Consider the following 24135-nt stretch of genomic DNA (forward strand, 5'->3'; position numbering starts at 1 on the left):
GGAACCGCCCAAAGAAAATGCGCAAACCCGAACGCGGCCTGTCGTCCAACAGGCACGCCGCCGGTTCGCCGATCGAAAAATAGGTAAGCCGACATTATGCCAGCCGTGCCGGCTGTCCGGGCCGCGCGATGCGATCGCGCGCCGGCGCGCGGCGCCGACGCGCCGTTATTTGCGCGCGCCGCGCAGTTCGGCCACGGCGGCCTGCAGCGCGGCCGGCGTCGCGAGCGCCGCCGGCATCGGCTCGCCGACCGCCAGGGTGAGCCGGCTCATCACGCCGCGCTTCACGGGCCGCGGCAGCCGTGCATCCGCATGCCGCGAGAACACGCTGCCCCACAGCCCGCGCAGCGCCATCGGCACGACCGGCACCGGCACGCGCGTCAGAATCTCGGTAATGCCGTGGTGGAACGTGTTGATGTCGCCCGTCTTGGTCAGCTTGCCTTCGGGGAAAATGCAGACGATCTCGCCTTCCTTCAGCGCCGCCTCGCATGCGTCGTACGCGCGCGCGAGCATGCCGGGATCCTCGTGGCGCGGCGCGATGGGGATCGCCTTCGCATGGCGGAACACCCAGCTCCCGAAACGCGTCTTGAAGATCCGGTGATCCATCACGAAGCGGATCGGCCGCGGGCTCGCGGCGGCCAGCACCAGCGCGTCGACATAGCTCACGTGATTGCAGACGAGCACGGCCGCGCCGTCTTCCGGAATCCGCTCCGCATGCACGATCCGGATCCGGTAGAACGTATGCACGAGCACCCACGCGACGAAGCGCAGCAGGAACTCCGGCACCAGCAGATAGATATACGCGGCCACCGCGACGTTCAGCAGCGCGGTCACGAGAAACAGCCCCGGAATGTCGACGCCGGCCTTCGTCAGCGCCATCGCCATCACGGCCGACACGATCATGAAGAACGCGTTGAGGATGTTGTTTGCGGCGATGATGCGCGCGCGGTGCGTCGGCGCGCTGCGGCTCTGGATCAGCGCATACAGCGGCACGCTGTAGAAGCCGCCGAACATCGCGAGCAGGAACAGGTCGGCGAGAATGCGCCAGTGGCGCAGGCCGGCCAGGAATTCGCCGACCGACAGCAGGTGCGCGGGCGCCGGCAGCGCATGGCTCGCGAAATACAGATCGATCGCGAACACGCTGATGCCGATCGAGCCGAGCGGCACGAGGCCGATCTCGACGCGCCGCTGCGACAGCCGCTCGCACAGCAGCGAGCCGAGCCCGATGCCGACCGAGAACGTCGCGAGCAGTACCGTGACGACGTCGGGGCTCGCGGACAGCACGTCCTTCGCGAAATTGAAGAACGACGTGAGGAAGGTCGCGCCGACGAACCAGAGCCACGAGATGCCGAGCAGGCTCAGGAACACCGTGCGGTTTTGCCGCGCGAGCGCGAGATTGCGCCACGTTTCGCTGATCGGATTCCAGTTGATCACGAGATCGGGCTGCGGCGCGGGCGTCGGCGGCACGCGCTGCGCCGCGAGCCGCCCGGCAAGCGCGATCGCGACGACGCTGACCGCGAGCACGCGCTCGCCGCTGCCTTCGATGCCGGCCGCGGCGCCGCCGACGATCGTCCCGATCAGGATCGCGATGAAGGTGCCCATCTCGACGAGCCCGTTGCCGCCGACGAGTTCGTGCTCGCCGAGATGCTGCGGCAGGTACGAATACTTGACCGGGCCGAACAGCGTCGAGTGCATCCCCATCATGAACGTGCACAGATACAGTAGCGCCGCGCTGTGCGTGACGAAGCCGGCCGCGCCGATCAGCATCAGCACGATCTCGAACGTCTTCACGAAGCGCGTGAGCGTCGCCTTGTCGTATTTGTCGGCGATCTGGCCGGACGTGGCCGAGAACAGCACGAACGGCAGGATGAAGATCGCTGAGATCAGGAATGCGGCGGTTTTCGCGTCGACGCCGGAGAACCGGGCGGTGTGATAGGTGACGAGCGACGTGAAACCGATCTTGAAAACGTTGTCGTTCAGCGCACCGAGGAATTGGGTCGTGAAGAACGGCGCGAAACGGCGTTCGCGCAACAGGTCGAACTGGGACGCATGGGCGCGCCGCTCGCTGCGCCGCCCCGACGAAACATGCGATTGATCGCTCATTCGGAATACGCGCGCGTCGTCTCGGCGAAGCTGCGCGGGCCTTGTCGTGTGGTTGTCGAAAAAGCGGCGGCGCAGGCGCTGCCTGTGCCGCCGCATCCGGGCCGGCTGCGCCCGCGCGTCGTCATCTCGACGGCGGGCTGCCTTCGGTTCACGGCTTGTGCGCTTCGGCTTCCGGTTCCGGCCAGTCGCGGATGTAGGCCTTCAGCATGCGGTTCTCGAAGCTCTGCGCCTCGACGACCGTCTTCGCGACGTCGTAGAACGAAATGACGCCCATCAGCACCTTCTTGTCGAGCACCGGCATGTAGCGCGCATGGCGCTCGAGCATCATCCGGCGCACTTCGTTGACGTCGGTTTCCGGCGTGCAGGTGAGCGGCTCGTCCATCACCTTGCGCACCTGCACGTCGCCGATCGCGCCGCCGTTTTCGCGCAGCCGCAGAATGATTTCGCGGAACGTCAGAATCCCGACGAGATCGCCGTACTCCATCACGACGAGCGAACCGATATCGTGTTCGGCCATCGTGTCGACCGCTTCGCGCAGCGGCTTATCGGGCGTCACCGTAAACAGCGTGTTGCCCTTCACTTTCAGAATATCGCTGACGCGCATCGTAGTCCCCTCATGCTTGAATGCAAAACCGTTTTCGATCCTATCGGAAAGCCTGTCAAAAGGAAAGCGCGCGGCCCCGCCGGGCGCGCCGGCGCCCGCTTGCGGAGGTTCGCCGGCCGCCGCACAATGTCCGGGTGGACGGCGGCCCGAGGAGACGGCCATGGCGCATACGCATACGGAGCAATTCGCCAGCTTCGCTGATTTCTATCCGTACTATCTGAACGAACACCAGAACCGCACGTCGCGACGGCTGCATTTCATCGGCTCGCTCGGCGTGATCGGCTGCGTCGCGATGGCGATCGCGACCGGCGACTGGGCGTGGCTGCCGGCCGCCGTCGTCTGCGGCTACGGATTCGCGTGGGTCGGTCATTTCTTCTTCGAAAAGAACCGCCCCGCGACGTTCCGCCACCCCGTCTACAGCCTGATGGGCGACTGGGTGATGTTCAGGGACATCTGTACCGGAAAGATCCCGCTGTAACGCGCACCACCGCGCTCACGCGGTGCGCGGCGGATGCGCGTGCGGCTCCGGCGTGTCATCCGGAGCCGGCTCGGATGCCGCGGCCGGCTGCGCGCCGGACAGCCGGCGCGCGGCGATCAGCGACGCGAGCGTCACGTCGAAGCGCTCGCTCGACAGCACCGCGAGCAAGGCGCCGCCGTCGATATGGCTGCGCCGCCGCTGCAACTGATATGTGAGTTCCGCGCGGTCGATCACGAGCACGTCGAACAGCTGCGCGAGCGTGAGGCGCTCGGGATTCGCAAGCAGGATGTAGCGCGGCGAGTCCTCGCCGCCCTCGAGGCGCGCCACCCATTCCCGTTCTTCGAGCAAGGTCAGCAGCCGCTGCGCGGTTTGCATGTCGCAGCGCAGCATCGTCGCAAGCCGGATCGCGCTGCGGCCCGGCTTGCCGGCCGCTCGTGCTTCGGCGAGCCGCGCGAGCAGTTCGAGCGCGTCGAGCAGGTCGCTGCCCGGATAGTCGACGCGGTGGAACTGGCCGATCCGGATCGCCGGCAGTGCGGACGTGACCATCGCGCCAAGCAGCGCGATGAACCAGCTCAGATACATCCAAAGCAGGAACACGGGCAGCGCGGCGAACGCGCCGTAGACGGCCGTGTACGTCGGAATGCGCCGCACGTAGTAGCCGAAGCCGCGCTTAGCCAGCTCGAATGCGACGGCCGCGAACAACCCACCGATCACCGCGTCGCGCCACGCGACCGTGCAGTTCGGCAGATAGACGTACAGCAGCGTGAACGCGAGCACCGTGAGCGGCAGCGACGCGAGCGTGAGCAGCCATTCGACGATCGACGTTGACGGCGCCGCGCCCGTAAACGCAAGCGACTGCGTAAACAAATACGACGACAGCGACAGACTCACGCCGAACAGCAGCGGCCCGAGCGTGATCAGCGCCCAGTACGCGAGCACGCGCTGCGCGAACGGGCGCGGCTTGCGCACGCGCCAGATCAGGTTGAAGGCGGACTCGATCGTCATCATCGTCATCACCGACGTGACGACGAGCACGATCAGGCCGGCCGTCGTCAGTCCCTTCGCCTTCGCCGCGAACTGGTTCAGATACTTGAAGATCTGGATGTTGAACTGCGCGGGCATCAGGTGATCGGCGAGGAAGCCCTGCAGCGAGATCTGGAACGACGCGAACATCGGAAACGCGGTGAACAGCGCGAACGCCACCGTCACGAGCGGCACGAGCGCCAGCATCGTCGTAAACGTGAGGCTGCCCGCCACCTGCGGGATGCGGTCTTCGGCGCTGCGCCGCGCGGCGAACTGCGCGAGACGCTTGATGGTGTCGAGATCGACGCTCAACTTCGGCAAACGGCTTCTCCTTGTCGATGCCGCGCGCCCGACGGCGCGCCGCCGCCGCGCTGCGCGACGGCTTCAGCCCCTATAATAGCCGCTCGATCCAGCAGGGGCCGACTGCACCGGGCACGCGCGCGGCCGCGGGCGGCTCCGTCGTCCATGAAAGACATTCTCGTCCTCTACTACAGCCGCCACGGCGCGACGCGCGATCTCGCGCTCGCGATCGCCAACGGCATCGACAGCGTGCCGGGCATGCAGGCGCGCATCCGCACGGTGCCGCCCGTCTCGACGGTCTGCGAAGCCACCGCCCCCGACATTCCCGCCGACGGCCCGCCCTACGCCGAGCTGCGCGACCTCGAGGAATGCGCGGGTCTCGCGCTCGGCTCGCCGACGCGCTTCGGCAACATGGCCGCGCCGCTCAAGTATTTCCTCGACGGCACGACGCCGCAATGGCTGTCCGGCGCGCTGAGCGGCAAGCCCGCGAGCGTGTTCACGTCGACCGGCAGCCTGCATGGCGGCCAGGAGTCGACGCTGCTGTCGATGATGCTGCCGCTGCTCCATCACGGGATGATGATCGTCGGCATTCCGTACACCGAATCGGCGCTGACCACGACGCGCACCGGCGGCACGCCGTACGGCGCCTCGCATGTCGCGCAGCACGATCGCGCGGCGCCGGCCGGCCTGTCGGCCGACGAGAAGACGCTGGCCGCCGCGCTCGGCGTGCGGCTCGCGCGCGCCGCCGCCGCGCTGTGCGCGGCCGAGGCCGCATGAGCACGCGCCCCGCTCCCGCCGCCGTGGCTGCGCGGCCGCGTTACGCGCTGGCCGCGGCCGCGTGCCTCGTCGCGCTGATCGCGCTGTGCATCGCCTGGGAAGTGTGGCTCGCGCCGCTGCGCCCCGGCGGCTCCGCCCTGATGCTGAAGGCCGTGCCGCTCGCGCTCGCGCTGCCGGGCGTCTGGCGGCGTAACATCTATACGATGCAGTGGGCGAGCATGCTGGTTCTCGTCTATTTCGCCGAAGGCATCGTGCGCGGAATGTCCGATCGCGGGCTGTCCGCGACGCTCGGCTGGTGCGAGACCGCGCTCGCCCTCGGCTTCTTCGCGGCTGCACTCGCCTACGTCGCGCCGTTCAAACGCGCGGCGAAAAAGCAGCGCGCCGCGTCCTGACCCTTACGCGACAGGATGATGATGTCCATCGACACTTTCGTTTCCGCGTGCCGCGACGCGATCGGCGCCGCGCACGTGCTGACCGACGCGCACGATACCGAACCGTTCCTGACCGACTGGCGCCGCCGCTACAAGGGTGCCGCCTGCGCCGTGCTGCGGCCCGGCAGCACGGCCGAAGTCGCGGCGCTCGTGCGCATCGCGAACCGGCACGGCGTCGCGCTCGTGCCGCAAGGCGGCAACACGGGCCTCGCCGGCGGCGCGACGCCGGACACGTCCGGCACGCAGGCCGTGCTGAGCCTGGCGCGGCTCAATCGCGTGCGCGCGCTCGATCCGCACAACAACACGATCACCGTCGAAGCGGGCGTGATCCTCGCCGACGTGCAGGCACGTGCACGCGAAGGCGGCCGCCTGTTCGCGCTCAGCCTCGCGGCGGAAGGCAGCTGCACGATCGGCGGCAACCTGTCGACGAACGCGGGCGGCACCGCGGTGCTGCGCTACGGCAACGCGCGCGAGCTCTGTCTCGGCCTCGAGGTCGTGACGCCGCAGGGCGAGATCTGGGACGGCCTGCGCGGACTGCGCAAGGACAACACCGGTTACGACCTGCGCGATCTGTTCATCGGCGCGGAAGGCACGCTCGGCATCATCACGGCCGCCGTGATGAAGCTGCATCCGCTGCCGGCCGCGCAAGTCACGGCGCTGGCCGCGCTCGAATCGCCGCACGCTGCACTCGACTTCCTGTCGCTCGCGCAGCGCGCGGCCGGCCCGCTGCTGACGGGCTTCGAGCTGATGTCCGATTTCTGCATGCAGCTCGTCGGCAAGCACTATCCGCAACTGCGCTATCCGTTCGCACAGACGCACGCGCAGACGGTGCTGCTCGAACTGTCCGACAACGAAAGCGAAACGCATGCGCGCGCGCTGTTCGAAAAGCTGATGGAAGAAGCATTCGACGCGGGGCTCGTGGTCGATGCGGTGGTCGCGGAAAACCTCGCGCAGTCGCGCGCGTTCTGGGACTTGCGCGAGCACATCCCGCTCGCGCAGGCCGACGAAGGGCTCAACATCAAGCACGACATCGCGGTGCCGATCTCGTCGATCGCGCGCTTCATCGACGAAACCGACGCAGCGATCCAGCAGGCCGCGCCCGGCGCGCGGATGGTCACGTTCGGCCATCTCGGCGACGGCAACCTGCACTACAACGTGCAGACGCCCGAAGGCGGCGATCCGAAGGCGTTCCTCGCTCAGTTCCAGGCGCCGATCAACCGCATCGTGTACGACAACGTGCATCGCCATCACGGCACGATCAGCGCGGAGCACGGCATCGGGCAACTGAAGATCGACGATGCGCAGCGCTACAAGTCGCCGGTCGAAACGGCGCTGATGCGCACGCTGAAGACCGCGCTCGATCCGCGCGGGCTCATGAATCCGGGCAAGGTCCTGCGCTGAAGCCGTCCATTCGGGAGCGACGTTCGTGAAAATCCGTGTGCTGTCCGACCTGCACCTCGAAAGCCACCAGCCCGATACGATCGCGCATGCGGACGCCGATCTCGTCGTGCTGGCGGGCGACATCCACAATCACGCGGAAGGCCTGCGCTGGGCGGCGGAAACGTTCGACCCGCGCGTGCCGGTCGTCTATGTGCCGGGCAATCACGAGTACTACGACGGGGAATTCGGCGCGCTCGAGACGGCGATGCGCGACGCCGCGCGCGCGCTCGACAACGTGCATTACCTGAACAACGACGTCTACGTCGATCCGCAACGGCGCTTTCGCGTGCTCGGCACGACGCTGTGGGCCGATTTCTCGCTGTTCGGCGCAGACGACGACAGCGTCGCGCGCGCGATCGAGGCCGCGCAGCGCGTGATGCTCGACTTCAAGGGATTGATCCAGGTGACGTGGCCGCACGATGCGGCGCTGCACGGCGACGCGCCTGCGCCGGAGCGCGACTTCGCGCCGGCCGATGCGATCGCGCTGCATCGGCGCAGTCGCGCGTGGCTCGCGGCGCAGCTCGCGCAGCCGTTCGCGGGCCGCACGGTCGTCGTCACGCACCATGCGCCGCACCGGCTGTCGCTGGCGCAACGCTATGCGCAAGATCTGGCTTCGGCGGGATTCGTCACGCAGATGACGGAACTCGTGCGGCCGCCCGTCGCCCTGTGGGTGCACGGCCATACGCACACGTCATTCGACTATGTCGTGGCGGGTGGCACGCGCGTCGTCTGCAATCCGCGCGGCTACATTCATCGACGCACCGGCGAACGGGAAAACGCTGCGTTCGCGTGGGACAAGGTGATCACGCTCGACTGAGCGTGCAGAAACCGGCCGCAGGCGGCCGGCGATGGTGCTGCGGGGTCGGACGGCGGGGCGCTCAGCGGCCGGCACGGCGCGCAGCGTCGTCGCGCGCGCGTACGCGGACCGGCACCGGCTGCATCCGCGCGTTCGTCGCCATCGCGCGCAGCACGTCGCGAGCAGCGACAGCGGCGAGCGCACCGAACAGCAGCCCAAATCCGATCATCAGCGACGTATCCATTGCAGCTCCGGGTAACAGACCTCGATGACTGAAACAGTATCAAACTGTCCGGCGATCGATCGTAAAAAAATGTTGCGCGAACGACAAATCTGGTCAGATCGCGCGTCCCTGCGTCGTCATGTCGCGCGCATGCACTGTTCGAGGGCCGCTTCATCGGCGGCGAGCGTCGTCGGCAATTCATCGCGCAGGAAATCGACCCAGGTGCGGATTTTTGCGTCGAGATACTGGCGCGACGCATACAGCGCGTAGATGTTCATCACGTGAGACCGGTATTCGGGCATCACGCGCACGATCTGCCCGCTGCGCAACCCGCCGATCGCCGAATACAGCGGCAGCCCGCCGATCCCCATCCCTTCCCGCACGGCGACGGCCAGCGCCTCGGCGACGTTCACGCGAAACGGCGGCGCGGTGACGGGCACCGACTCGTCGCCGTCGGGGCCGGTCAGCGTCCATTCGTCGTAGTGGAAACCGGGCGCGACCATCCCGAGGCACACGTGCTGCGCGAGGTCGGCCGGACACTGCGGCGCGCCATGCGCGGCGACGTAGGCGGCCGACGCGCACACGACGCTGTAGCTCTCGCCGAGCCGCTGCGACACGAGCCCCGAATCGGGCAGATCGCGGCCGACGACGATCGCGACGTCGTACCCCTCGTCGAGCAGATCGGGCATTCGCTGCGCGAGCGTCAGCTCGACGTGCACGTCGGGATAGCGCTCGCGATAGCGCGCGACGGCCGGCACCAGGTAGTGCTGGCCGAGGCTCGTGAAGCAGTGGACCTTCAGCTTGCCGGACGGGCGCGCATGCGCGTCGCCCGCCTCGGCTTCCGCCTGGTCGACATACGCGAGGATCTGCTCGCAGCGCTGCAGATAGCGCTCGCCGGCTTCGGTCAGCGCGATCCGGCGCGTCGTGCGGTTCAGCAGCCGCGTGCGCAGATGCGCCTCCAGATCGGACACCGCGCGCGACGCGTAGGCGGTCGTCGAATTCATCTGCTGGGCGGCGGCGGTGAAGCTACCGGCGTCGACCACGCGAACGAATACCCGCATGTTTTGTAACGTATCCATCCCGTTTCCCGTTTGAATCCGGACGGATTGTTGCACAGAGACCAACCAATATTGTCTCAAAATCCGTAAAAATCCCTTGCACCGTTGTCCATTTATTCAGGAATCACTGAAAAATATAATCGCCTCCGACTCATCTATATCCGAAAAGGGAGAAAATCGTGCAGTCTCCGGCAACAAAAGGGACGCTGGCACTGGCGGTTCTTGCAGTCTCATTAATAATGGCCGGCTGCGCGAGCATGGGCGACAACAAGCCTCAGTCGACCCGGATCGACGCGAACGCGCTCGACGCCGGCGCCGCGATCCGCGCGGCCGACCGCGATGCGGGCTGGCCCGCGTCGGACTGGTGGCGCGCGTACGGCGACCCGCAGCTCGACGCGTGGATCGCCGCCGCGCAGGCCGGCAACCCGACGCTCGCGGCCGCGCAGGCCCGCGTGCGCGAAGCGCAGGCGATGGCGCGCGTCGCTCGCTCGGCCGAATTGCCGCAGATCAACGGCAACCTGTCGCTGATGCGCCAGCACTGGCCCGACAACGTGTACTACGGCCCGGGCCCGCTCGCGGACACCGATACCTGGAACAACACCGGCACGCTCGGGCTGTCGTATCACCTCGACCTGTGGGGCAAGGACAAGAACGCGACCGAGCGCGCGCTCGACACCGCGCATGCGACGGCCGCCGACGCACGCGCCGCGAAGCTCGAACTCGAAGCGAACGTCGTGCGCGCGTACGTCGGCATGTCGATGAACTACGCGCTGCTCGATCTCGCGCGCGAAACCTTCGAGCGCCAGCGCGCGCTCGCCGATCTCGCGCACAAGCGGTTGCAGGCCGGCATCGGCACGCAGCTCGAAGTGAGCCAGGCGGAATCGACGCTGCCCGACTACGAGCGCCAGATCGACACCTATGAAGAAGCGATCCAGCTCGCGCGCCACCAGCTTGCCGCGCTCGCCGGCAAGGGGCCGGGCGCCGGCGACGCGATCCGGCGGCCGAAGCTGTCGCTCGACGCGCCGGCCGGCCTGCCGTCCGCGATGCCTGCCGACCTGCTCGGCCGCCGGCCCGACGTCGTCGCGGCGCGCTGGATGGTCGACGCGCAGGCGCGCGGGATCGACGTCGCGAAGGCCGCGTTCTATCCGAACATCGATCTGCTCGCGACCGTCGGCGGGTTCGGCGTGACGGCGCCGTTTACCGACTTCCTGCGCGCGATGAACGGCGGCTGGACGGCCGGCCCCGCGCTGTCGCTGCCGATCTTCGAAGGCGGCCGCCTGCGTGCGCAACTCGGCGCCGCGAATGCCGGCTACGATCGCGCGGTCGAGCATTACAACCAGACGATCGTCGGCGCGCTGAAGGACATCGCCGACCAGGTCGTGCGCATCCGCTCGCTCGATACGCAGAAGAAGGACGCCGCGCGCTCGGTCGCCGCGAACGAGCGCAGCTACCGGCTGTCGCGCGAAGGCTTCCGCCGCGGACTGACCGATTACGTGAACGTGCTGGTCGCGCAGCAGCAGCTGCTGCGTGCGCAGGAAACGGCGGCGCGCATCGATGCGGAACGTCTCGCCGCGCACGCGGCGCTGATGGCAGCGCTCGGCGGCGGTGTCGAGACCGGCGCCGATGTGCCCGACGAGCGCGCGGCGGCGGCCGGCGCGGTGCCGGCGAGCGCGCCGCATGCGCCGGTCGCGGCGGCGGGTGTACCGGCATCGGGTGTCCCGGCACCGGCCGCGGCATCGTCCGCCGCCCGCACGCGAGGCGCGCTCGCGGCGAACGCCAACGCCAACGCCAACGCGGGCGCCGCGCCCGCAACGGCCGCCCGGTAACGCGGAGCGCACGCCATGTCAGCCTCCTCCCCCGCCTCCCCGCACGCCGGCAGCGCGCTGTCGGCCCGCTTCGCCGCATTCGGCGACTGGGCCCGCACCGACGGCGTCGCGTGGCTCTATCTCGCAAAGGCGCTGCTCGCGGCCTTCATCTCGCTCGCCGTGTCGATGCGGCTGGACCTGCCGGCGCCGAAGACCGCGATGACGACGGTATTCATCGTGATGCAGCCGCAAAGCGGCGCCGTGCTCGCGAAAAGCTTCTATCGCGTCGCGGGCACGATCTTCGGGCTCATCGCGACGCTCACCTTCGTCGGGCTGTTTCCGCAGCAGCCGCAGCTGTTCCTGCTCGCGGTCGCGCTGTGGGTCGCGCTCTGCACGGCTGGCGCCGCGCGCAACCGCAACTTCCGCAGCTACGGCTTCCTGCTGGCCGGCTACACGGCCGCGCTGATCGGCCTGCCCGCGTCGCAGCACCCGGACGGCGCGTTCATGAGCGCGATGACGCGCGTAGCCGAAATCGTCGTCGGCATCGTGTCGGCCGGCGTCGTCAGCGCGCTCGTGTTCCCGCAGTACACGGGCGAGCAGATGCGCACGACGGTGCGCAAGCGCTTCGGCAGCTTCGTCGACTACGTCGCGGCCGCGCTGTCCGGACAGCTCGAACGCGCGCACATCGAAAGCGTGCACACGCGCTTCGTCGCCGACGTGGTCGGCTTCGAGGCCGCGCGCAGCATGGCCGTGTTCGAGAACCCGGACACGCGGATGCGCAGCGGCCGTCTCGCGCGGCTCAACAGCGAATTCATGAGCGCATCGAGCCGCTTCCATGCGCTGCATCAGCTGATGAACCGGCTGCGCGCGGCCGGCGCGCAGGCCGCGATCGACGCGCTCGAGCCGTATTTCCGCGAGATCGCGCCGCTGCTCACGCGCAACGGCGAGCCGGTGCGCACGTCGGCCGACGCCGCCCACGCGGCCGAGCAGCTGCTCGCGTGGCGCGACGCGCTGCCGCGCCGCATCCGCGCAACGCGTGCCGAACTCGAAACGCAGCCCGACTTTCCGCTGCTCGACTTCGATACGGCCGCCGAGCTGCTGTACCGCTTCATCACCGACCTGCGCGAATATGCGGCGACCTACGCGTCGCTGTCGAGCGCGACGCACGAGCGCGAGCGCTGGATCGAGCGCTACGAGCCGCGCACGAACCTGACCGCAGCCGTCATCGCGGGCATCCGCACGGCGGCCGTGATCCTCGTGCTCGGCTGGTTCTGGATCGAAACCGCATGGCCGAGCGGCGTCACGCTGACGCTCACGGCGGCCGCGACCTGTGCGCTCGCGTCGTCGACGCCGCGCCCGACCGCGATGGCCGCGCAGATGGGGATGGGCACCGCACTCGCGGTATGCACCGGCATGATCACGATGTTCGGCATCTATCCGCGCATCGACGGCTTCGCGCTGCTCTGCGTCGGGCTCGCGCCGATGCTCGCGATCGGCATCTTCCTGACGCTGAAGCCGAAGCTCGCGGGCTACGGGATGGGCTATCTGATCTTCTTCAGCTTCCTCGCCGGCCCCGACAACATCACGCACTACGATCCGACCGGCTTCATGAACGACGCGCTCGCGCTCGTGCTGTCGATGCTCGTGTCGGCGATCGCGTTCGCGGTGCTGTTCCCGCCGACCGCGCCGTGGCTCAAGAAGCGGCTGCTCGCCGATCTGCGTCATCAGGTCGTCGCCGCCTGCCACGCACGGCTTGCCGGGCTGCGCACGCGCTTCGAGAGCGGCGCGCGCGATCTGATGTATCAGGCGCACACGCTGTCGGCCGACCAGCCGACCGTGCAGCGCGACGCGCTGCGCTGGATGTTCGCGGTGCTCGAAACGGGCAACGCGGCGATCGACCTGCGTGCGGAACTCGCGACGCTGCCGGCCGATCCGCACTACGCGCCGACGATGCCGTGGCGACGTGCGATCGAGACGATGCGCAACGCGCTGTCGGCGCTGTTCGCGAAGCCGGATGCCGCGCGCTTCGACGCGGCGCTCGGCGCAGCCAACGACGCGATCGAAGCGACGCGCCCGCTGCTCGACACGCTGCATGCGTCGCGCGAAGAACGGCACCGCCTGCAGCGCATCCTGAGCCATCTGCATTTCGTGCGCAGCGCGCTGCTCGATCCGGAGTCGCCGCTTGCGCCGCTCAACCGCAACCGCCCCGCACGCCCCCAACCAGGAGCCTCGTCATGATCCCGCGCGAAATCGCGATTCTCGATGCGTACATGCCCACGGTCGTGCTGATGTTCGTCGTCGGCGCGCTCGCGACCTGGGCCGTCGACCGACTGCTCGCCTATACGGGCCTCTACCGTGTCGTCTGGCACCCGTCGCTGTTCCGGGCCTGCCTGCTCGTCTGCATATGCGGCGGACTCAGTCTCGCCGTTTACCGTTGATCCACCACCACCATGATGCTCAGAAAACTCTTCGGCTTCGTCGCGACGGCCGTCATCCTTCTCGTCGCGATCCTGATCGGGCGCTCGCTGTGGGTGCACTACATGGAAGATCCATGGACGCGCGACGGGCGCGTGCGCGCGGAAATCGTCAACGTCGCGCCGGACGTGTCGGGCGCGATCGTCGAGCTGCCCGTGCATGACAACCAGCTCGTCAAGAAGGGCGACCTGATCATGCAGATCGACCCGTCGCACTATCAGATCGCGGTCGAACAGGCGCAGGCGGCCGTCGCCGCCCGCCGCGCGGAACTGCAGATGCGCCGCGACGACGCGGCCCGCCGCGCCGATCTCGACGCGCTCGTCGTGTCGAAGGAAAACCGCGAGAACGCCGCGCACAGCGCGTCGAGCGCCGAGGCGCAGTACCAGCAGGCACTCGCCGCGCTCGACGCCGCGAAGCTGAATCTCGAACGCACGCGCGTCGTCGCGCCGGTCGACGGCTACATCACGAACCTGCAGACCTTCAAGGGCAACTACGCGGTCGCCGGTCAGGCGAAGCTCGCGATCGTCGACAGCCATTCGTTCTGGGTCTACGGCTACTTCGAGGAAACCAAGCTGCCGCGCGTGAAGGTCGGCGCGCCGGCCGAGATGCGGCTGATGAGCGGCGGCGTGATGAAAGGCCACGTCGAGAGCATCTCGCGCGGCATCTACGATCGCGACAATCCGCAAAGCCGCGACCTCGTCGCCGACGTGAATCCGACCTTCAACTGGGTGCGCCTCGCGCAGCGCGTGCCGGTGCGCATCAAGATCGACGAGGTGCCGGACGGCGTACTGCTGTCGGCCGGCACGACCTGCACGGTCATCATCGATCCCGATCGCAAGAAGCAGTCGTCGTAACGCCCGGCGGCCGGACCGCCCGGCCGCCGATGCCGGCGCGGCGCGTGTGGCCCGCGCGTCGCGCGCCGCGCGCGCTCAATCGGCCGCGAGCCGGAAACGTCCGACGAGCGCCTTCAGCGACTGCGCCTGCTCGTCCAGCGCGCGCGCCGCGGCCGCCGCCTGCTCGACGAGCGCCGCGTTCTGCTGCGTGCCGGCATCCATCTGCGTGACCGCGCGGCCGATCTCGTCGATGCCCGCGCTCTGCTCGTCCGAGGCCGCCGCGATCTCGCCGATGATGTCGGTCACGCGCTTGACCGCGCGCACGACGTCGTCCATCGTGCGGCCCGCGTCGTGTGCGAGCGCCGCACCGTTCGCGACGCGCTCGACCGACGCGCCGATCAGCGCGCGGATCTCCTTCGCCGCGGTCGCCGCGCGCTGCGCGAGCGAACGCACCTCGCCGGCGACCACCGCGAAACCGCGCCCCTGCTCGCCCGCGCGTGCGGCCTCGACGGCCGCGTTCAGCGCGAGGATGTTGGTCTGGAACGCGATGCCCTCGATCGTGCCGATGATGTCGCGGATGCTCTTCGCGCTGTCGTCGATGTCGCTCATCGTCGCGACGACGCGCCCGACCACCTCGCCGCCCGCTTCCGCGACGGCCGACGCATTCGCGGCCAGCATGCTTGCCTGCCGCGCGTTCTCCGCGTTCTGCCGCACCGTCGAGGTCAGCTGCTCCATGCTCGCCGCGGTGCGCTCGAGCGCGGCCGCCTGCTGTGCGGTGCGCTGCGACAGATCGAGGTTGCCGGTCGAGATCTCGCCGGATGCCGACGCGATCGCGTCCGCACTGACCGCGATTTCGCCGACGGTCGCGGCCAGCCCCCGCTGCATGTCGGCGAGCGCGCGCACCATGCTGTCGCGGTCGTGCCGGCCGAGTGCGATCGGCCGCGTGAGATCGCCGCGCGCGATGTCGGCGGCGATTGCCTTCGCATACGCAGGCTCGCCGCCGAGCTGCGCGGCGAGGCGGCGCACGACGCGCTCCGCGATCGCGATCGCGAGGACGAACAGCGCAGCCGTCATCGCGGCGATCATCGCGAACGACGACGAGAAGATCGTCGCCGACGCATCGAGCGTCGCCTTCGACTTCGCGCCGCGCGTCTTCACGAGATCGCCGACCTGTTTCTCGAGCTTGCCGGTCTCGACGAGCAGCGACACGTCCTGCGTGCCGACCTGCCAGTTCATCTGCGACAGGTCGAGCGGCTGCGCGCGCACCAGCGCGACGAAGTCGCGCAGATGGCCGCTCCAGGTGCCGACGGCGGACGAGAATGCGCGCAGCCGTGCGCTGTCGTCGGCGTCGGCCGGGTCCGCCTCGCGCTGCAGCGTACCGAGCGCGCGGCCGATCGACGCGAGCCCCGCATCGACTTCGGCACCGAGCTCGTCGCGCTCCTTCGCGGTGGTCGCGGTCAGCAGCATCTTCTGCGCGCGGCTCGCACGCAGCACCTCCGCGCGCACCTCCTCGGCTGCGCGGCTCGCGACGTGCCCCTGCTCGTAGACCGACGCGATCGACGCATTCAGCCGGCTGATCTGCCAGAGCGAAAACACGCCGATCGCGACCGTGCCGATCAGCAGAACCGCGAACGCGGCGCGCAGCGTCGCCTTCACGGTCCACGGCCGGCGCTCGGTGCGCGCGGCGCGGCCGCGACGGGCGGGCCGGCGCGCGGCGGCGGTCTCGGATCCGGATGCGGCGGCGGCCGCCGCGCCCGGCTGCGGATGCAATGATGCTGCTTTCATCAATCTATCCCCGTATTGATCGTGCTGCCGGAAAGGTCGGTTCCGGCTTTACCGCGATGGTCGGTCGGCCCCGGGCCGCGTCTCGCACCGGACCGGCTCGTGGCCAGGCCGGCGCGGCGCGCCTCTGTCGTCGTTGTGTCGTTCTACGGTCGCGAGCGCCGTTCCTTGAGTCCGGACAAACGCGCATCCGGCCCGCGCGCGGCGTCGCCGCCAAGCGGCACCGCGTCGCGAGCGTTATACCCGGTCAAAAAACCGCGCAGCAGCCGATCGTCATACCAATGTCCGATTTGCGACAAAAGTTGGCCTGACATTCTCGATGCGCCACATTACACTCCTTTGACGCAACAACGATTCGAACGCGCGGATCCCCATCCAAGCGCGCCCTGCTACCTCAATTCGCTCAGCTCACATGGAAACCAGCCTCGACACGGGCACGGCCGGCGCAGCCGCCGCGGCCCAGACGTCTGCTCCGCCTGCGCCGCGCACCGTCTATCCGGTGCTCGGCGCAATCAGCTTCTCGCACATGCTCAACGACATGATCCAGTCGTTGATCCTCGCGATCTATCCGATGCTCAAGAGCCAGTTCGCGCTGTCGTTCGCGCAGATCGGGCTGATCACGCTCACCTACCAGATCACCGCGTCGCTGCTGCAGCCGCTCGTCGGCCTCTACACGGACAAGCGCCCGAAGCCGTACTCGCTGCCGGTCGGGATGGGCTTCACGCTGTCGGGCCTGCTGCTGATGTCGGTCGCGCCGAATTTCCCGATGCTGCTCGTCGCGGCCGCGCTCGTCGGCTGCGGCTCGTCGGTGTTCCACCCGGAATCGTCGCGGGTCGCGCGCATGGCGTCGGGCGGCCGGCACGGCCTCGCGCAGTCGCTGTTCCAGGTCGGCGGCAATGCGGGCTCGGCGCTCGGGCCGCTGCTCGCCGCGCTCGTGATCATTCCGCACGGCCAGCACAGCATCGCGTGGTTCTCGGCCGCCGCGCTCGTCGCGATGGTCGTGCTCACGCAGATCGGCCACTGGTACAAGAAGCATCCGTCGATGAAGAAGAAGGCGGCCGCCGCCGGCCATCCGACGCTGTCGCGCGGCCGCGTGCTCGGCGCCATCGGCGTGCTCGTGCTGCTCGTGTTCTCGAAGTATTTCTATCTGGCGAGCATCAACAGCTACTTCACGTTCTATCTGATCGACAAGTTCCATCTGTCGGTGCAGGCCGCGCAGATCCACCTGTTCGTGTTCCTCGCGGCCGTCGCGGCCGGCACGCTGATCGGCGGGCCGGTCGGCGACCGGATCGGCCGCAAGTACGTGATCTGGGTCTCGATTCTCGGCGTCGCGCCGTTCACGCTGCTGCTGCCGTACGCGAACCTGTTCTGGACCGGCGTGCTGAGCGTGATCATCGGCGTCGTGCTCGCGTCGGCGTTCGCGGCGATTCTCGTCTATGCGACCGAGCTGATGCCGGGCAAGGTGGGGATGGTCGCGGGGCTGTTCTTCGGCTTCGCGTTCGGTCTCGGCGGCGTGGGCGCGGCCGTGCTCGGTCAGCTCGCCGATGCGACCAGCATCCCGTTCGTCTACAAGGTGTGCTCGTTCCTGCCGCTGATCGGCGTGCTGACGGTATTCCTGCCGAATCTGGAAGGCAGCCGCCGCAAGAAGGCCTGACGATGCAGCCCGCCGCGCGCGCGGCGGCCGGGCCGATGAAAAAAAACGGAAACGACGGCGGCTTCAGGCCGCCGTCGTCGCGTGCAGCGTCAGGAAACGCTTGAGGATGCCCGACGAATAGCTGCTCGCGATCGCGGACAGGAAGTGCGAGAACGACTGCGTCGCATGATCGTCGGCCGTATCGGAGATCGCGCGCACGAGCGCGAACGGCACGTCGTGCTCGGCGCACACCTGCGCGATCGCCGCGCCCTCCATCTCGACCGCGAGCGCGTCCGGCAGCGCGTCGCGCAGCGCAGCAACCTCGCGCTCGCTCGACACGAAGCGGTCGCCGCTGATGATGAGGCCGCCGTGCAGCGTCGCGCCCGCGAGCCCGAAGCGCTCGGCGAACTGCGCGCCCTCTTCGGCGACGAACAACGTGCATGCGGCCTTCAGGCGCGCGGTCAGCTCCGCGTCGGTCGCGAAGCGCGTGATGCCGAGCAGCGGCACCTCGTAGCGCGGGAACAGCGGCGACGCGTCGAGATCGTGCTGCAACAGCGTATCGGCGACGACGACGTCGCCGACGCGCACCGCGCGCGACACGCCGCCCGCCACGCCGGTGAACACGACGCCCGACACGCCGAACACGTGGATCAGCGCACTGACCGTCGCGGCGGCCGCGACCTTGCCGACGCGCGCGAGCGTGACGACGCAGGCCGCACCGTGCACGGTGCCGACGTGATAGTCGCGGCGGCCGAGCGTGACGGTCTTCATCGGGCCTTCCGCGCGCATCGCGGCGATCAGATCGCCGAGTTCCTCGGGCAGTGCGGCGAGAATGCCGAGCGGGCGCGTCGCGGCGCCGGTTGCGATGTCGACGCTCGTCATTCCACCGCCTGCAGCTTCGCGACCGCGAGCGCGAGCCATTTCTCGCCGTGCCGCTTGAACTTCACCTGCGCCTTTGCGTCGGCGCCGCTGCCTTCGAGCGCGGTTACCGTCCCTTCGCCGAATTTCGTATGGAACACCTGCTGGCCGACGCGGAAGCCGACGTCGGCCGCCCGCTGCTGGTCGGCGAACGCGGGCAGCGGCGCGGACACCGCCGCGTCGACGTACTGCTCGCGCCCGGCGCCGGGCCGCGCGAACCAGTCTCGGCCCCAGCCCGCGTTGTCCGAGCGACCGCCCCAGCGCGCACCGGCCTCGACCTTCGGCGTCAGCCACTTCAGCACGTGCTGCGGCAGTTCGTCGAAAAAGCGCGAGCGCACGTTATAGCGCGTCTGGCCGTGCAGCATCCGGCTCTGCGCGAACGACAGATAGAGCCGCTCCTTCGCGCGCGTGATCGCGACGTACATCAGCCGGCGCTCTTCCTCGAGACCGTCCGATTCGAGCACGCTGTTCTCGTGCGGGAACAGCCCTTCCTCGAGCCCGGTGATGAACACCGCCGAGAATTCGAGCCCCTTCGCCGCGTGCACGGTCATCAGTTGCACGGCGTCCTGGCCAGCCTGTGCCTGGTTGTCGCCGGCCTCGAGCGACGCGTGCGACAGAAAGCCCGCGAGCGGCGTCATCGTGTCGGGGTTCTGCGCGGGATCGTCGAGCGAGGCGGGCGCGAGCACGTCGACCGACGCATCGTCGCGGGCCGCGCCGATCTCGGGCGCCGCGATCGCGCCGGCGCGCAGCGGAATCGAGCGCGCGGGCGTGTCGAGCCCGTAGCCTTCCTCGCTGACGAACGCGGTCGCCGCGTTCACGAGTTCCTGCAAGTTCTCGAGGCGGTCCTGCCCTTCGCGCTCGCCCTGATAGAAATCGGCGAGGCCGCTCGCGCGCACGACGTATTCGACGGTCTCGGGCAGGCTCATCTGCTGCGTTTCCGCACGCATCTTCGCGATCAGGTTCGCGAACGCGCCGAGGCTCGTGCCGGCCTTGCCCGTCACGTAGGGAATCGCGGCGGCCATCGAGCAGCCGTACAGACGCGCGGCGTCGGCCAGCTGCTCGATCGAGCGCGCGCCGATTCCGCGCGTCGGGAAGTTGACGACGCGTGCAAACGCGGTGTCGTCGTTCGGATTGTCGATCAGGCGCAGATACGCGAGCGCATGCTTGACTTCCTGACGCTCGAAAAAGCGCAGGCCGCCGTACACGCGATACGGGATGCCCGACGTCATCAGCGTGTGCTCGATCGCACGCGACTGCGCGTTGCTGCGATAGAGCACCGCGATCTCGCTGCGCGACAGCCCCGTGTTGATCAACGAACGGATCTCCTCGACGATCCAGCCGGCTTCCTGCGCATCGGTGCTCGCCTCGTACACGCGCACCGGTTCGCCGTGGCTCGCGTCGGTGCGCAGGTTCTTGCCGAGACGGTGCGCGTTGTTCGAGATCAGCTGGTTCGCCGCATCGAGGATGTTGCCGTGCGACCGGTAGTTCTGCTCGAGCTTGATCAGGTTGCGTACGCGGAATTCGTCCTCGAAGTCGCGCATGTTGCCGACGTTCGCGCCGCGGAACGCGTAGATCGACTGATCGTCGTCGCCGACCGCGAAGATCGCGTTCTGTCCGCCCGCGAGCATCTTCAGCCACGCGTACTGCAGCTTGTTGGTGTCCTGGAACTCGTCGACGAGGATGTGCCGGAAGCGCGCCTGGTAGTGCGCGCGCAGCGGCGCGTTGTACGCGAGCAGCTCGTAGCAGCGCAGCAGCAGTTCCGGAAAGTCGACGACGCCCTCGCGCTGGCACTGCTGGTCGTAGGCCTGATAGAGCTCGACGAACTTGCGGTTGAAGTTGTCGGACGCGTCGACCTTGTCGGGGCGCAGCCCCTGCTCCTTCGCGTTGTTGATGAAGTACTGCACGTTCTTCGGCGGATATTTCTCGTCGTCGACGTTCAGCGTCTTCATCAGCCGCTTGATCGCGGACAGCTGATCGGCCGTGTCGAGGATCTGGAACGTCTGCGGCAGGCCCGCGTCGCGGTAGTGCGCGCGCAGCATCCGGTTGCAGAGGCCGTGGAACGTGCCGATCCACATCCCGCGCGTGTCGATCGGCATCATCGCGGAGAGCCGCGCCATCATCTCGCGCGCGGCCTTGTTCGTGAACGTGACGGCGAGCACGGTGGCCGGCGACGCATAGCCTTGCTGGATCAGCCACGCGATGCGCGTGATCAGCACGCGGGTCTTGCCGCTGCCCGCCCCCGCGAGGATCAGCGCCGGTTCGTTCGGCAGCGTGACGGCGGCGTATTGTTCGGGGTTCAGATTGGCGAGCAGATCGGGCATGGAGCGGCAGCGAACGGGCGTGGAAAAATGCGGACCCGCCATTATAAGTCCGCCGCGCGCTGCCGTTTTCGGCCGGCGCAACTCGCGCGCGACGCGCGTCGCGGCCGGCGCGCGCGCCGGTGCGATGGCTGGCCGATGTGCATCCATTTATAATCGTCGGATTCGGCATTCAATTCACGCATTTTTCGGCAGATTTCCAACCATGAGCGACAGCACGCTTGCGAAGAGTTTCGAACCCCACACCATCGAGGCCCAATGGGGGCCGGAGTGGGAAAAACGCGGCTATGCGGCCCCGGCATTCGATCCGGCGCGCCCGGATTTCGCGATCCAGTTGCCGCCGCCGAACGTCACGGGCACGCTGCACATGGGCCACGCATTCAACCAGACGATCATGGACGGCCTCGCGCGCTATCACCGGATGCTCGGCGAGAACACGCTGTGGGTACCGGGCACCGACCACGCGGGGATCGCGACGCAGATCGTCGTCGAGCGCCAGCTCGACGCGCAGGGCGTGTCGCGCCACGATCTCGGCCGCGAGAAATTCGTCGAGCGCGTGTGGGAATGGAAGCAGAAATCGGGTTCGACGATCACCGGCCAGGTGCGCCGGCTCGGCGCGTCGACCGACTGGTCGCGCGAATACTTCACGATGGACGACAAGATGTCGGCCGCCGTGCGCGACGTGTTCGTGGCGCTCTACGAACAGGGTCTGATCTACCGCGGCAAGCGCCTCGTGAACTGGGATCCGGTACTGCTCACCGCGGTGTCGGATCTCGAAGTCGTCAGCGAAGAGGAAAACGGCCACCTGTGGCACATCCGCTACCCGCTCGTCGACGGCTCGGGCTCGCTGACGGTCGCGACCACGCGCCCCGAGACGATGCTCGGCGACGTCGCGGTGATGGTCCACCCGGAAGACGAGCGCTACCGCCACCTGATCGGCAAGCGCGTCACGCTGCCGCTGACCGGCCGCGAGATCCCCGTGATCGCCGACGACTACGTCGATCGCGAGTTCGGCACCGGTGTCGTGAAGGTCACGCCCGCGCACGACTTCAACGATTACCAGGTCGGCCTGCGCCACCAGCTCGCACCGATCGAGATCCTGACGCTCGACGCGAAGATCAACGACAACGCGCCCGAGCAGTATCGCGGGCTCGACCGCTTCGACGCGCGCAAGGCGATCGTCGCCGATCTCGACGCGCAGGGCTTTCTCGAATCGGTGAAGCCGCACAAGCTGATGGTGCCGCGCGGCGACCGCACGGGCGTCGTGATCGAGCCGATGCTGACCGACCAGTGGTTCGTCGCGATGACGAAGCGGGCACCGGAAGGCACGTTCCATCCGGGCAAGTCGATCACCGAAGTGTCGCTCGACGTCGTGCGCAGCGGCCAGATCAAGTTCGTGCCGGAAAACTGGACGACCACCTATTACCAGTGGCTCGAGAACATCCAGGACTGGTGCATTTCGCGCCAGCTCTGGTGGGGCCATCAGATTCCCGCGTGGTACGGCGAGAACGGCGAAGTGTTCGTCGCGCGCAGCGAGGAAGACGCGCGCGCGAAGGCCGCCGCGCAGGGCTACACGGGCGCACTGAAGCGCGACGAGGACGTGCTCGACACGTGGTTCTCGTCCGCGCTCGTGCCGTTCTCGTCGCTCGGCTGGCCGAACGAGACGCCGGAACTGCATCACTTCCTGCCGTCGTCGGTGCTCGTCACCGGCTTCGACATCATCTTCTTCTGGGTCGCCCGGATGGTGATGATGACCACGCACTTCACCGGCAAGGTGCCGTTCCACACCGTGTACGTGCACGGCCTCGTGCGCGACGCGGAAGGCCAGAAGATGTCGAAGAGCAAGGGCAACACGCTCGACCCGATCGACATCGTCGACGGCATCGATCTCGAAACGCTGGTCGCGAAGCGCACGACGGGCCTGATGAATCCGAAGCAGGCCGCGACGATCGAAAAGAAGACGCGCAAGGAATTCCCGGACGGCATTCCGGCGTTCGGCACCGACGCGCTGCGCTTCACGATGGCGTCGATGGCGACGCTCGGCCGCAACGTGAACTTCGACCTCGCGCGCTGCGAGGGCTATCGCAACTTCTGCAACAAGCTCTGGAACGCGACGCGCTTCGTGCTGATGAACTGCGAAGGCCACGACTGCGGGCTCGACAAGCCGGAAGTCTGCGGCGCGGGCGACTGCGGCCCCGGCGGCTACCTCGACTTCTCGGCGGCCGACCGCTGGATCGTGTCGCTGCTGCAGCGGACCGAAGCCGACATCGCAAAGGGCTTCGCCGACTATCGTTTCGACAACGTCGCGAGCAGCATCTACAAATTCGTGTGGGACGAGTACTGCGACTGGTATCTGGAACTCGCGAAGGTGCAGATCCAGAACGGTACGCCGGAACAGCAGCGCGCGACGCGCCGCACGCTGCTGCGCGTGCTCGAAACGGTGCTGCGTCTCGCGCACCCGATCATCCCGTTCATCACCGAAGCGCTCTGGCAGAAGGTGGCGCCGCTCGCGGGCCGCTATCCGAAGGGCAAGGCCGAGGGCGAAGCGTCGCTGATGACGCAGGCCTACCCGATCGCCGAGCCGAAGAAGATCGACGAAGGGTCCGAGCAATGGGCGGCCGATCTGAAGGCGATCGTCGACGCGTGCCGCAACCTGCGCGGCGAGATGAACCTGTCGCCGGCGACGAAGGTGCCGCTGCTCGCGGCCGGCGACGCCGCGCGTCTGCATACGTTCGCACCGTACGTGCAGGCGCTCGCGCGCCTGTCCGAGGTCCGGATCCTCGCGGACGAAGCCGCGCTCGACCAGGAAGCGCACGGCGCGCCGATCGCGATCGTCGGGCCGAACAAGCTGGTACTGAAGGTGGAAATCGACGTTGCGGCCGAGCGCGAGCGCCTCTCGAAGGAAATTGCGCGTCTGACGGGCGAAATCGCGAAATGCAACGCGAAACTCGGCAACGAGGCGTTCGTCGCGAAGGCGCCGCCGGCGGTGGTCGAGCAGGAACAAAAACGGCTCGCCGAGTTCCAGGGCACGCTCGAAAAGCTGCGCGCGCAGCTCGAACGGTTGCCCACGTAACAAACGGTAAGCCGGTTTGCGTTCACTATAATTCGGACGTGAACATAGACGTCTGACAAGTCGATTAC

General features: G+C 68.1%; 19 protein-coding genes. 11 read left to right on the forward strand and 8 right to left on the reverse strand.

All coding sequences use genetic code 11. The features are described 5' to 3' along the window. Positions 1 to 165 precede the first annotated feature (165 nt). Positions 166 to 2100, reverse strand: coding sequence for an MFS transporter (locus BCR55_RS00825; protein ID WP_065494028.1), 1935 nt, complete (start codon positions 2098 to 2100; stop codon positions 166 to 168). A gap of 148 nt (positions 2101 to 2248) precedes the next feature. After that, entirely contained in the window at positions 2249 to 2704 is a 456-nt protein-coding gene (locus BCR55_RS00830) for a CBS domain-containing protein (RefSeq protein ID WP_006402096.1), read from the reverse strand. A gap of 160 nt (positions 2705 to 2864) precedes the next feature. Here BCR55_RS00830 and BCR55_RS00835 point away from each other — a divergent pair, with 160 nt between their 5' ends. Continuing rightward, positions 2865 to 3182: an Mpo1-like protein gene (locus BCR55_RS00835; protein WP_006402097.1), complete on the forward strand. Its 318-nt coding sequence runs from the start codon at positions 2865 to 2867 to the stop codon at positions 3180 to 3182. A gap of 15 nt (positions 3183 to 3197) precedes the next feature. Here BCR55_RS00835 and BCR55_RS00840 read toward each other — a convergent pair whose 3' ends face one another. Further along, positions 3198 to 4526 (reverse strand): YihY family inner membrane protein, encoded by a 1329-nt coding sequence (locus BCR55_RS00840; RefSeq protein WP_006404969.1) that lies wholly within the window; start codon positions 4524 to 4526, stop codon positions 3198 to 3200. Between the two features lie 144 nt (positions 4527 to 4670). Between BCR55_RS00840 and wrbA the strand changes: the two genes are divergently transcribed. From wrbA to BCR55_RS00860, 4 genes are read left to right on the forward strand one after another with little or no spacing between them, the layout of a single operon-like run. Continuing rightward, positions 4671 to 5282, forward strand: a complete 612-nt coding sequence (gene wrbA, locus BCR55_RS00845; RefSeq protein ID WP_006402099.1) for an NAD(P)H:quinone oxidoreductase — start codon at positions 4671 to 4673, stop codon at positions 5280 to 5282. Continuing rightward, entirely contained in the window at positions 5279 to 5674 is a 396-nt protein-coding gene (locus tag BCR55_RS00850; protein ID WP_006404970.1) for a DUF2069 domain-containing protein, read from the forward strand. Before wrbA ends, BCR55_RS00850 begins: the two co-directional genes overlap by 4 nt. 18 nt (positions 5675 to 5692) lie before the next feature. Continuing rightward, positions 5693 to 7114, forward strand: coding sequence for an FAD-binding oxidoreductase (locus BCR55_RS00855; protein ID WP_043279886.1), 1422 nt, complete (start codon positions 5693 to 5695; stop codon positions 7112 to 7114). Positions 7115 to 7139: 25 nt separating this feature from the next. Next, a complete protein-coding gene (locus tag BCR55_RS00860) occupies positions 7140 to 7970 on the forward strand; it encodes a metallophosphoesterase (protein ID WP_065494029.1) in 831 nt (276 codons plus the stop codon). 61 nt (positions 7971 to 8031) lie between these two features. Here the strand turns inward: BCR55_RS00860 and BCR55_RS32925 are convergent, their stop codons facing one another. After that, positions 8032 to 8193 (reverse strand): hypothetical protein, encoded by a 162-nt coding sequence (locus tag BCR55_RS32925; protein WP_006402103.1) that lies wholly within the window; start codon positions 8191 to 8193, stop codon positions 8032 to 8034. 116 nt (positions 8194 to 8309) lie between these two features. Then, positions 8310 to 9251, reverse strand: a complete 942-nt coding sequence (locus tag BCR55_RS00865; protein ID WP_065494030.1) for a LysR family transcriptional regulator — start codon at positions 9249 to 9251, stop codon at positions 8310 to 8312. 158 nt (positions 9252 to 9409) lie between these two features. Here BCR55_RS00865 and BCR55_RS00870 point away from each other — a divergent pair, with 158 nt between their 5' ends. Genes BCR55_RS00870 through BCR55_RS00885 form a run of 4 tightly spaced genes read left to right on the forward strand, consistent with a single transcriptional unit; the run spans position 9410 to position 14364 of the window. Then, positions 9410 to 11056 (forward strand): efflux transporter outer membrane subunit, encoded by a 1647-nt coding sequence (locus tag BCR55_RS00870; protein WP_065494031.1) that lies wholly within the window; start codon positions 9410 to 9412, stop codon positions 11054 to 11056. Positions 11057 to 11071: 15 nt separating this feature from the next. Continuing rightward, the gene (locus tag BCR55_RS00875) at positions 11072 to 13273 is read left to right on the forward strand and encodes an FUSC family protein (RefSeq protein ID WP_006411598.1); all 2202 of its coding nucleotides are present in this window, start codon (positions 11072 to 11074) and stop codon (positions 13271 to 13273) included. Continuing rightward, the gene (locus BCR55_RS00880; RefSeq protein WP_006402107.1) at positions 13270 to 13473 is read left to right on the forward strand and encodes a DUF1656 domain-containing protein; all 204 of its coding nucleotides are present in this window, start codon (positions 13270 to 13272) and stop codon (positions 13471 to 13473) included. The genes BCR55_RS00875 and BCR55_RS00880 overlap by 4 nt, the downstream gene beginning before the upstream one ends. 12 nt (positions 13474 to 13485) lie before the next feature. Further along, on the forward strand, positions 13486 to 14364 hold the full coding sequence (locus tag BCR55_RS00885) for an HlyD family secretion protein (RefSeq protein ID WP_006402108.1): 879 nt from the start codon (positions 13486 to 13488) through the stop codon (positions 14362 to 14364). A gap of 75 nt (positions 14365 to 14439) precedes the next feature. On the opposite strand, the gene BCR55_RS00890 is transcribed toward BCR55_RS00885, so the two are convergent. Further along, entirely contained in the window at positions 14440 to 16128 is a 1689-nt protein-coding gene (locus tag BCR55_RS00890; RefSeq protein WP_065494032.1) for a methyl-accepting chemotaxis protein, read from the reverse strand. Between the two features lie 409 nt (positions 16129 to 16537). Here BCR55_RS00890 and BCR55_RS00895 point away from each other — a divergent pair, with 409 nt between their 5' ends. Further along, the gene (locus BCR55_RS00895) at positions 16538 to 17779 is read left to right on the forward strand and encodes an MFS transporter (protein ID WP_006402111.1); all 1242 of its coding nucleotides are present in this window, start codon (positions 16538 to 16540) and stop codon (positions 17777 to 17779) included. A 63-nt stretch (positions 17780 to 17842) separates the two neighbouring features. On the opposite strand, the gene BCR55_RS00900 is transcribed toward BCR55_RS00895, so the two are convergent. After that, positions 17843 to 18640: a 5'-methylthioadenosine/adenosylhomocysteine nucleosidase gene (locus tag BCR55_RS00900; protein WP_053297331.1), complete on the reverse strand. Its 798-nt coding sequence runs from the start codon at positions 18638 to 18640 to the stop codon at positions 17843 to 17845. Next, a complete protein-coding gene (locus tag BCR55_RS00905; protein WP_065494033.1) occupies positions 18637 to 20997 on the reverse strand; it encodes a UvrD-helicase domain-containing protein in 2361 nt (786 codons plus the stop codon). Before BCR55_RS00905 ends, BCR55_RS00900 begins: the two co-directional genes overlap by 4 nt. A gap of 202 nt (positions 20998 to 21199) precedes the next feature. Here BCR55_RS00905 and BCR55_RS00910 point away from each other — a divergent pair, with 202 nt between their 5' ends. After that, the gene (locus BCR55_RS00910) at positions 21200 to 24067 is read left to right on the forward strand and encodes a valine--tRNA ligase (RefSeq protein WP_065494034.1); all 2868 of its coding nucleotides are present in this window, start codon (positions 21200 to 21202) and stop codon (positions 24065 to 24067) included. Positions 24068 to 24135: the final 68 nt, after the last annotated feature.

Origin of the sequence: Burkholderia sp. CCA53, assembly GCF_001685525.1 — a bacterium.
Classification (GTDB): Bacteria; Pseudomonadota; Gammaproteobacteria; order Burkholderiales; family Burkholderiaceae; genus Burkholderia; species Burkholderia multivorans.

Bases quoted from the DNA above. Each gene is read 5' to 3' on its own strand.
- BCR55_RS00905 (WP_065494033.1), bottom strand. From the start codon at position 20,997: ATGCCCGATCTGCTCGCCAATCTGAACCCCGAACAATACGCCGCCGTC.
- BCR55_RS00825 (WP_065494028.1), bottom strand. From the start codon at position 2,100: ATGAGCGATCAATCGCATGTTTCGTCGGGGCGGCGCAGCGAGCGGCGC.
- wrbA (WP_006402099.1), top strand. From the start codon at position 4,671: ATGAAAGACATTCTCGTCCTCTACTACAGCCGCCACGGCGCGACGCGC.
- BCR55_RS00880 (WP_006402107.1), top strand. From the start codon at position 13,270: ATGATCCCGCGCGAAATCGCGATTCTCGATGCGTACATGCCCACGGTC.
- BCR55_RS00900 (WP_053297331.1), bottom strand. From the start codon at position 18,640: ATGACGAGCGTCGACATCGCAACCGGCGCCGCGACGCGCCCGCTCGGC.
- BCR55_RS00890 (WP_065494032.1), bottom strand. From the start codon at position 16,128: ATGAAAGCAGCATCATTGCATCCGCAGCCGGGCGCGGCGGCCGCCGCC.
- BCR55_RS00910 (WP_065494034.1), top strand. From the start codon at position 21,200: ATGAGCGACAGCACGCTTGCGAAGAGTTTCGAACCCCACACCATCGAG.
- BCR55_RS00850 (WP_006404970.1), top strand. From the start codon at position 5,279: ATGAGCACGCGCCCCGCTCCCGCCGCCGTGGCTGCGCGGCCGCGTTAC.
- BCR55_RS00835 (WP_006402097.1), top strand. From the start codon at position 2,865: ATGGCGCATACGCATACGGAGCAATTCGCCAGCTTCGCTGATTTCTAT.
- BCR55_RS00875 (WP_006411598.1), top strand. From the start codon at position 11,072: ATGTCAGCCTCCTCCCCCGCCTCCCCGCACGCCGGCAGCGCGCTGTCG.
- BCR55_RS00855 (WP_043279886.1), top strand. From the start codon at position 5,693: ATGATGTCCATCGACACTTTCGTTTCCGCGTGCCGCGACGCGATCGGC.
- BCR55_RS00885 (WP_006402108.1), top strand. From the start codon at position 13,486: ATGATGCTCAGAAAACTCTTCGGCTTCGTCGCGACGGCCGTCATCCTT.
- BCR55_RS00865 (WP_065494030.1), bottom strand. From the start codon at position 9,251: ATGGATACGTTACAAAACATGCGGGTATTCGTTCGCGTGGTCGACGCC.
- BCR55_RS32925 (WP_006402103.1), bottom strand. From the start codon at position 8,193: ATGGATACGTCGCTGATGATCGGATTTGGGCTGCTGTTCGGTGCGCTC.
- BCR55_RS00830 (WP_006402096.1), bottom strand. From the start codon at position 2,704: ATGCGCGTCAGCGATATTCTGAAAGTGAAGGGCAACACGCTGTTTACG.
- BCR55_RS00895 (WP_006402111.1), top strand. From the start codon at position 16,538: ATGGAAACCAGCCTCGACACGGGCACGGCCGGCGCAGCCGCCGCGGCC.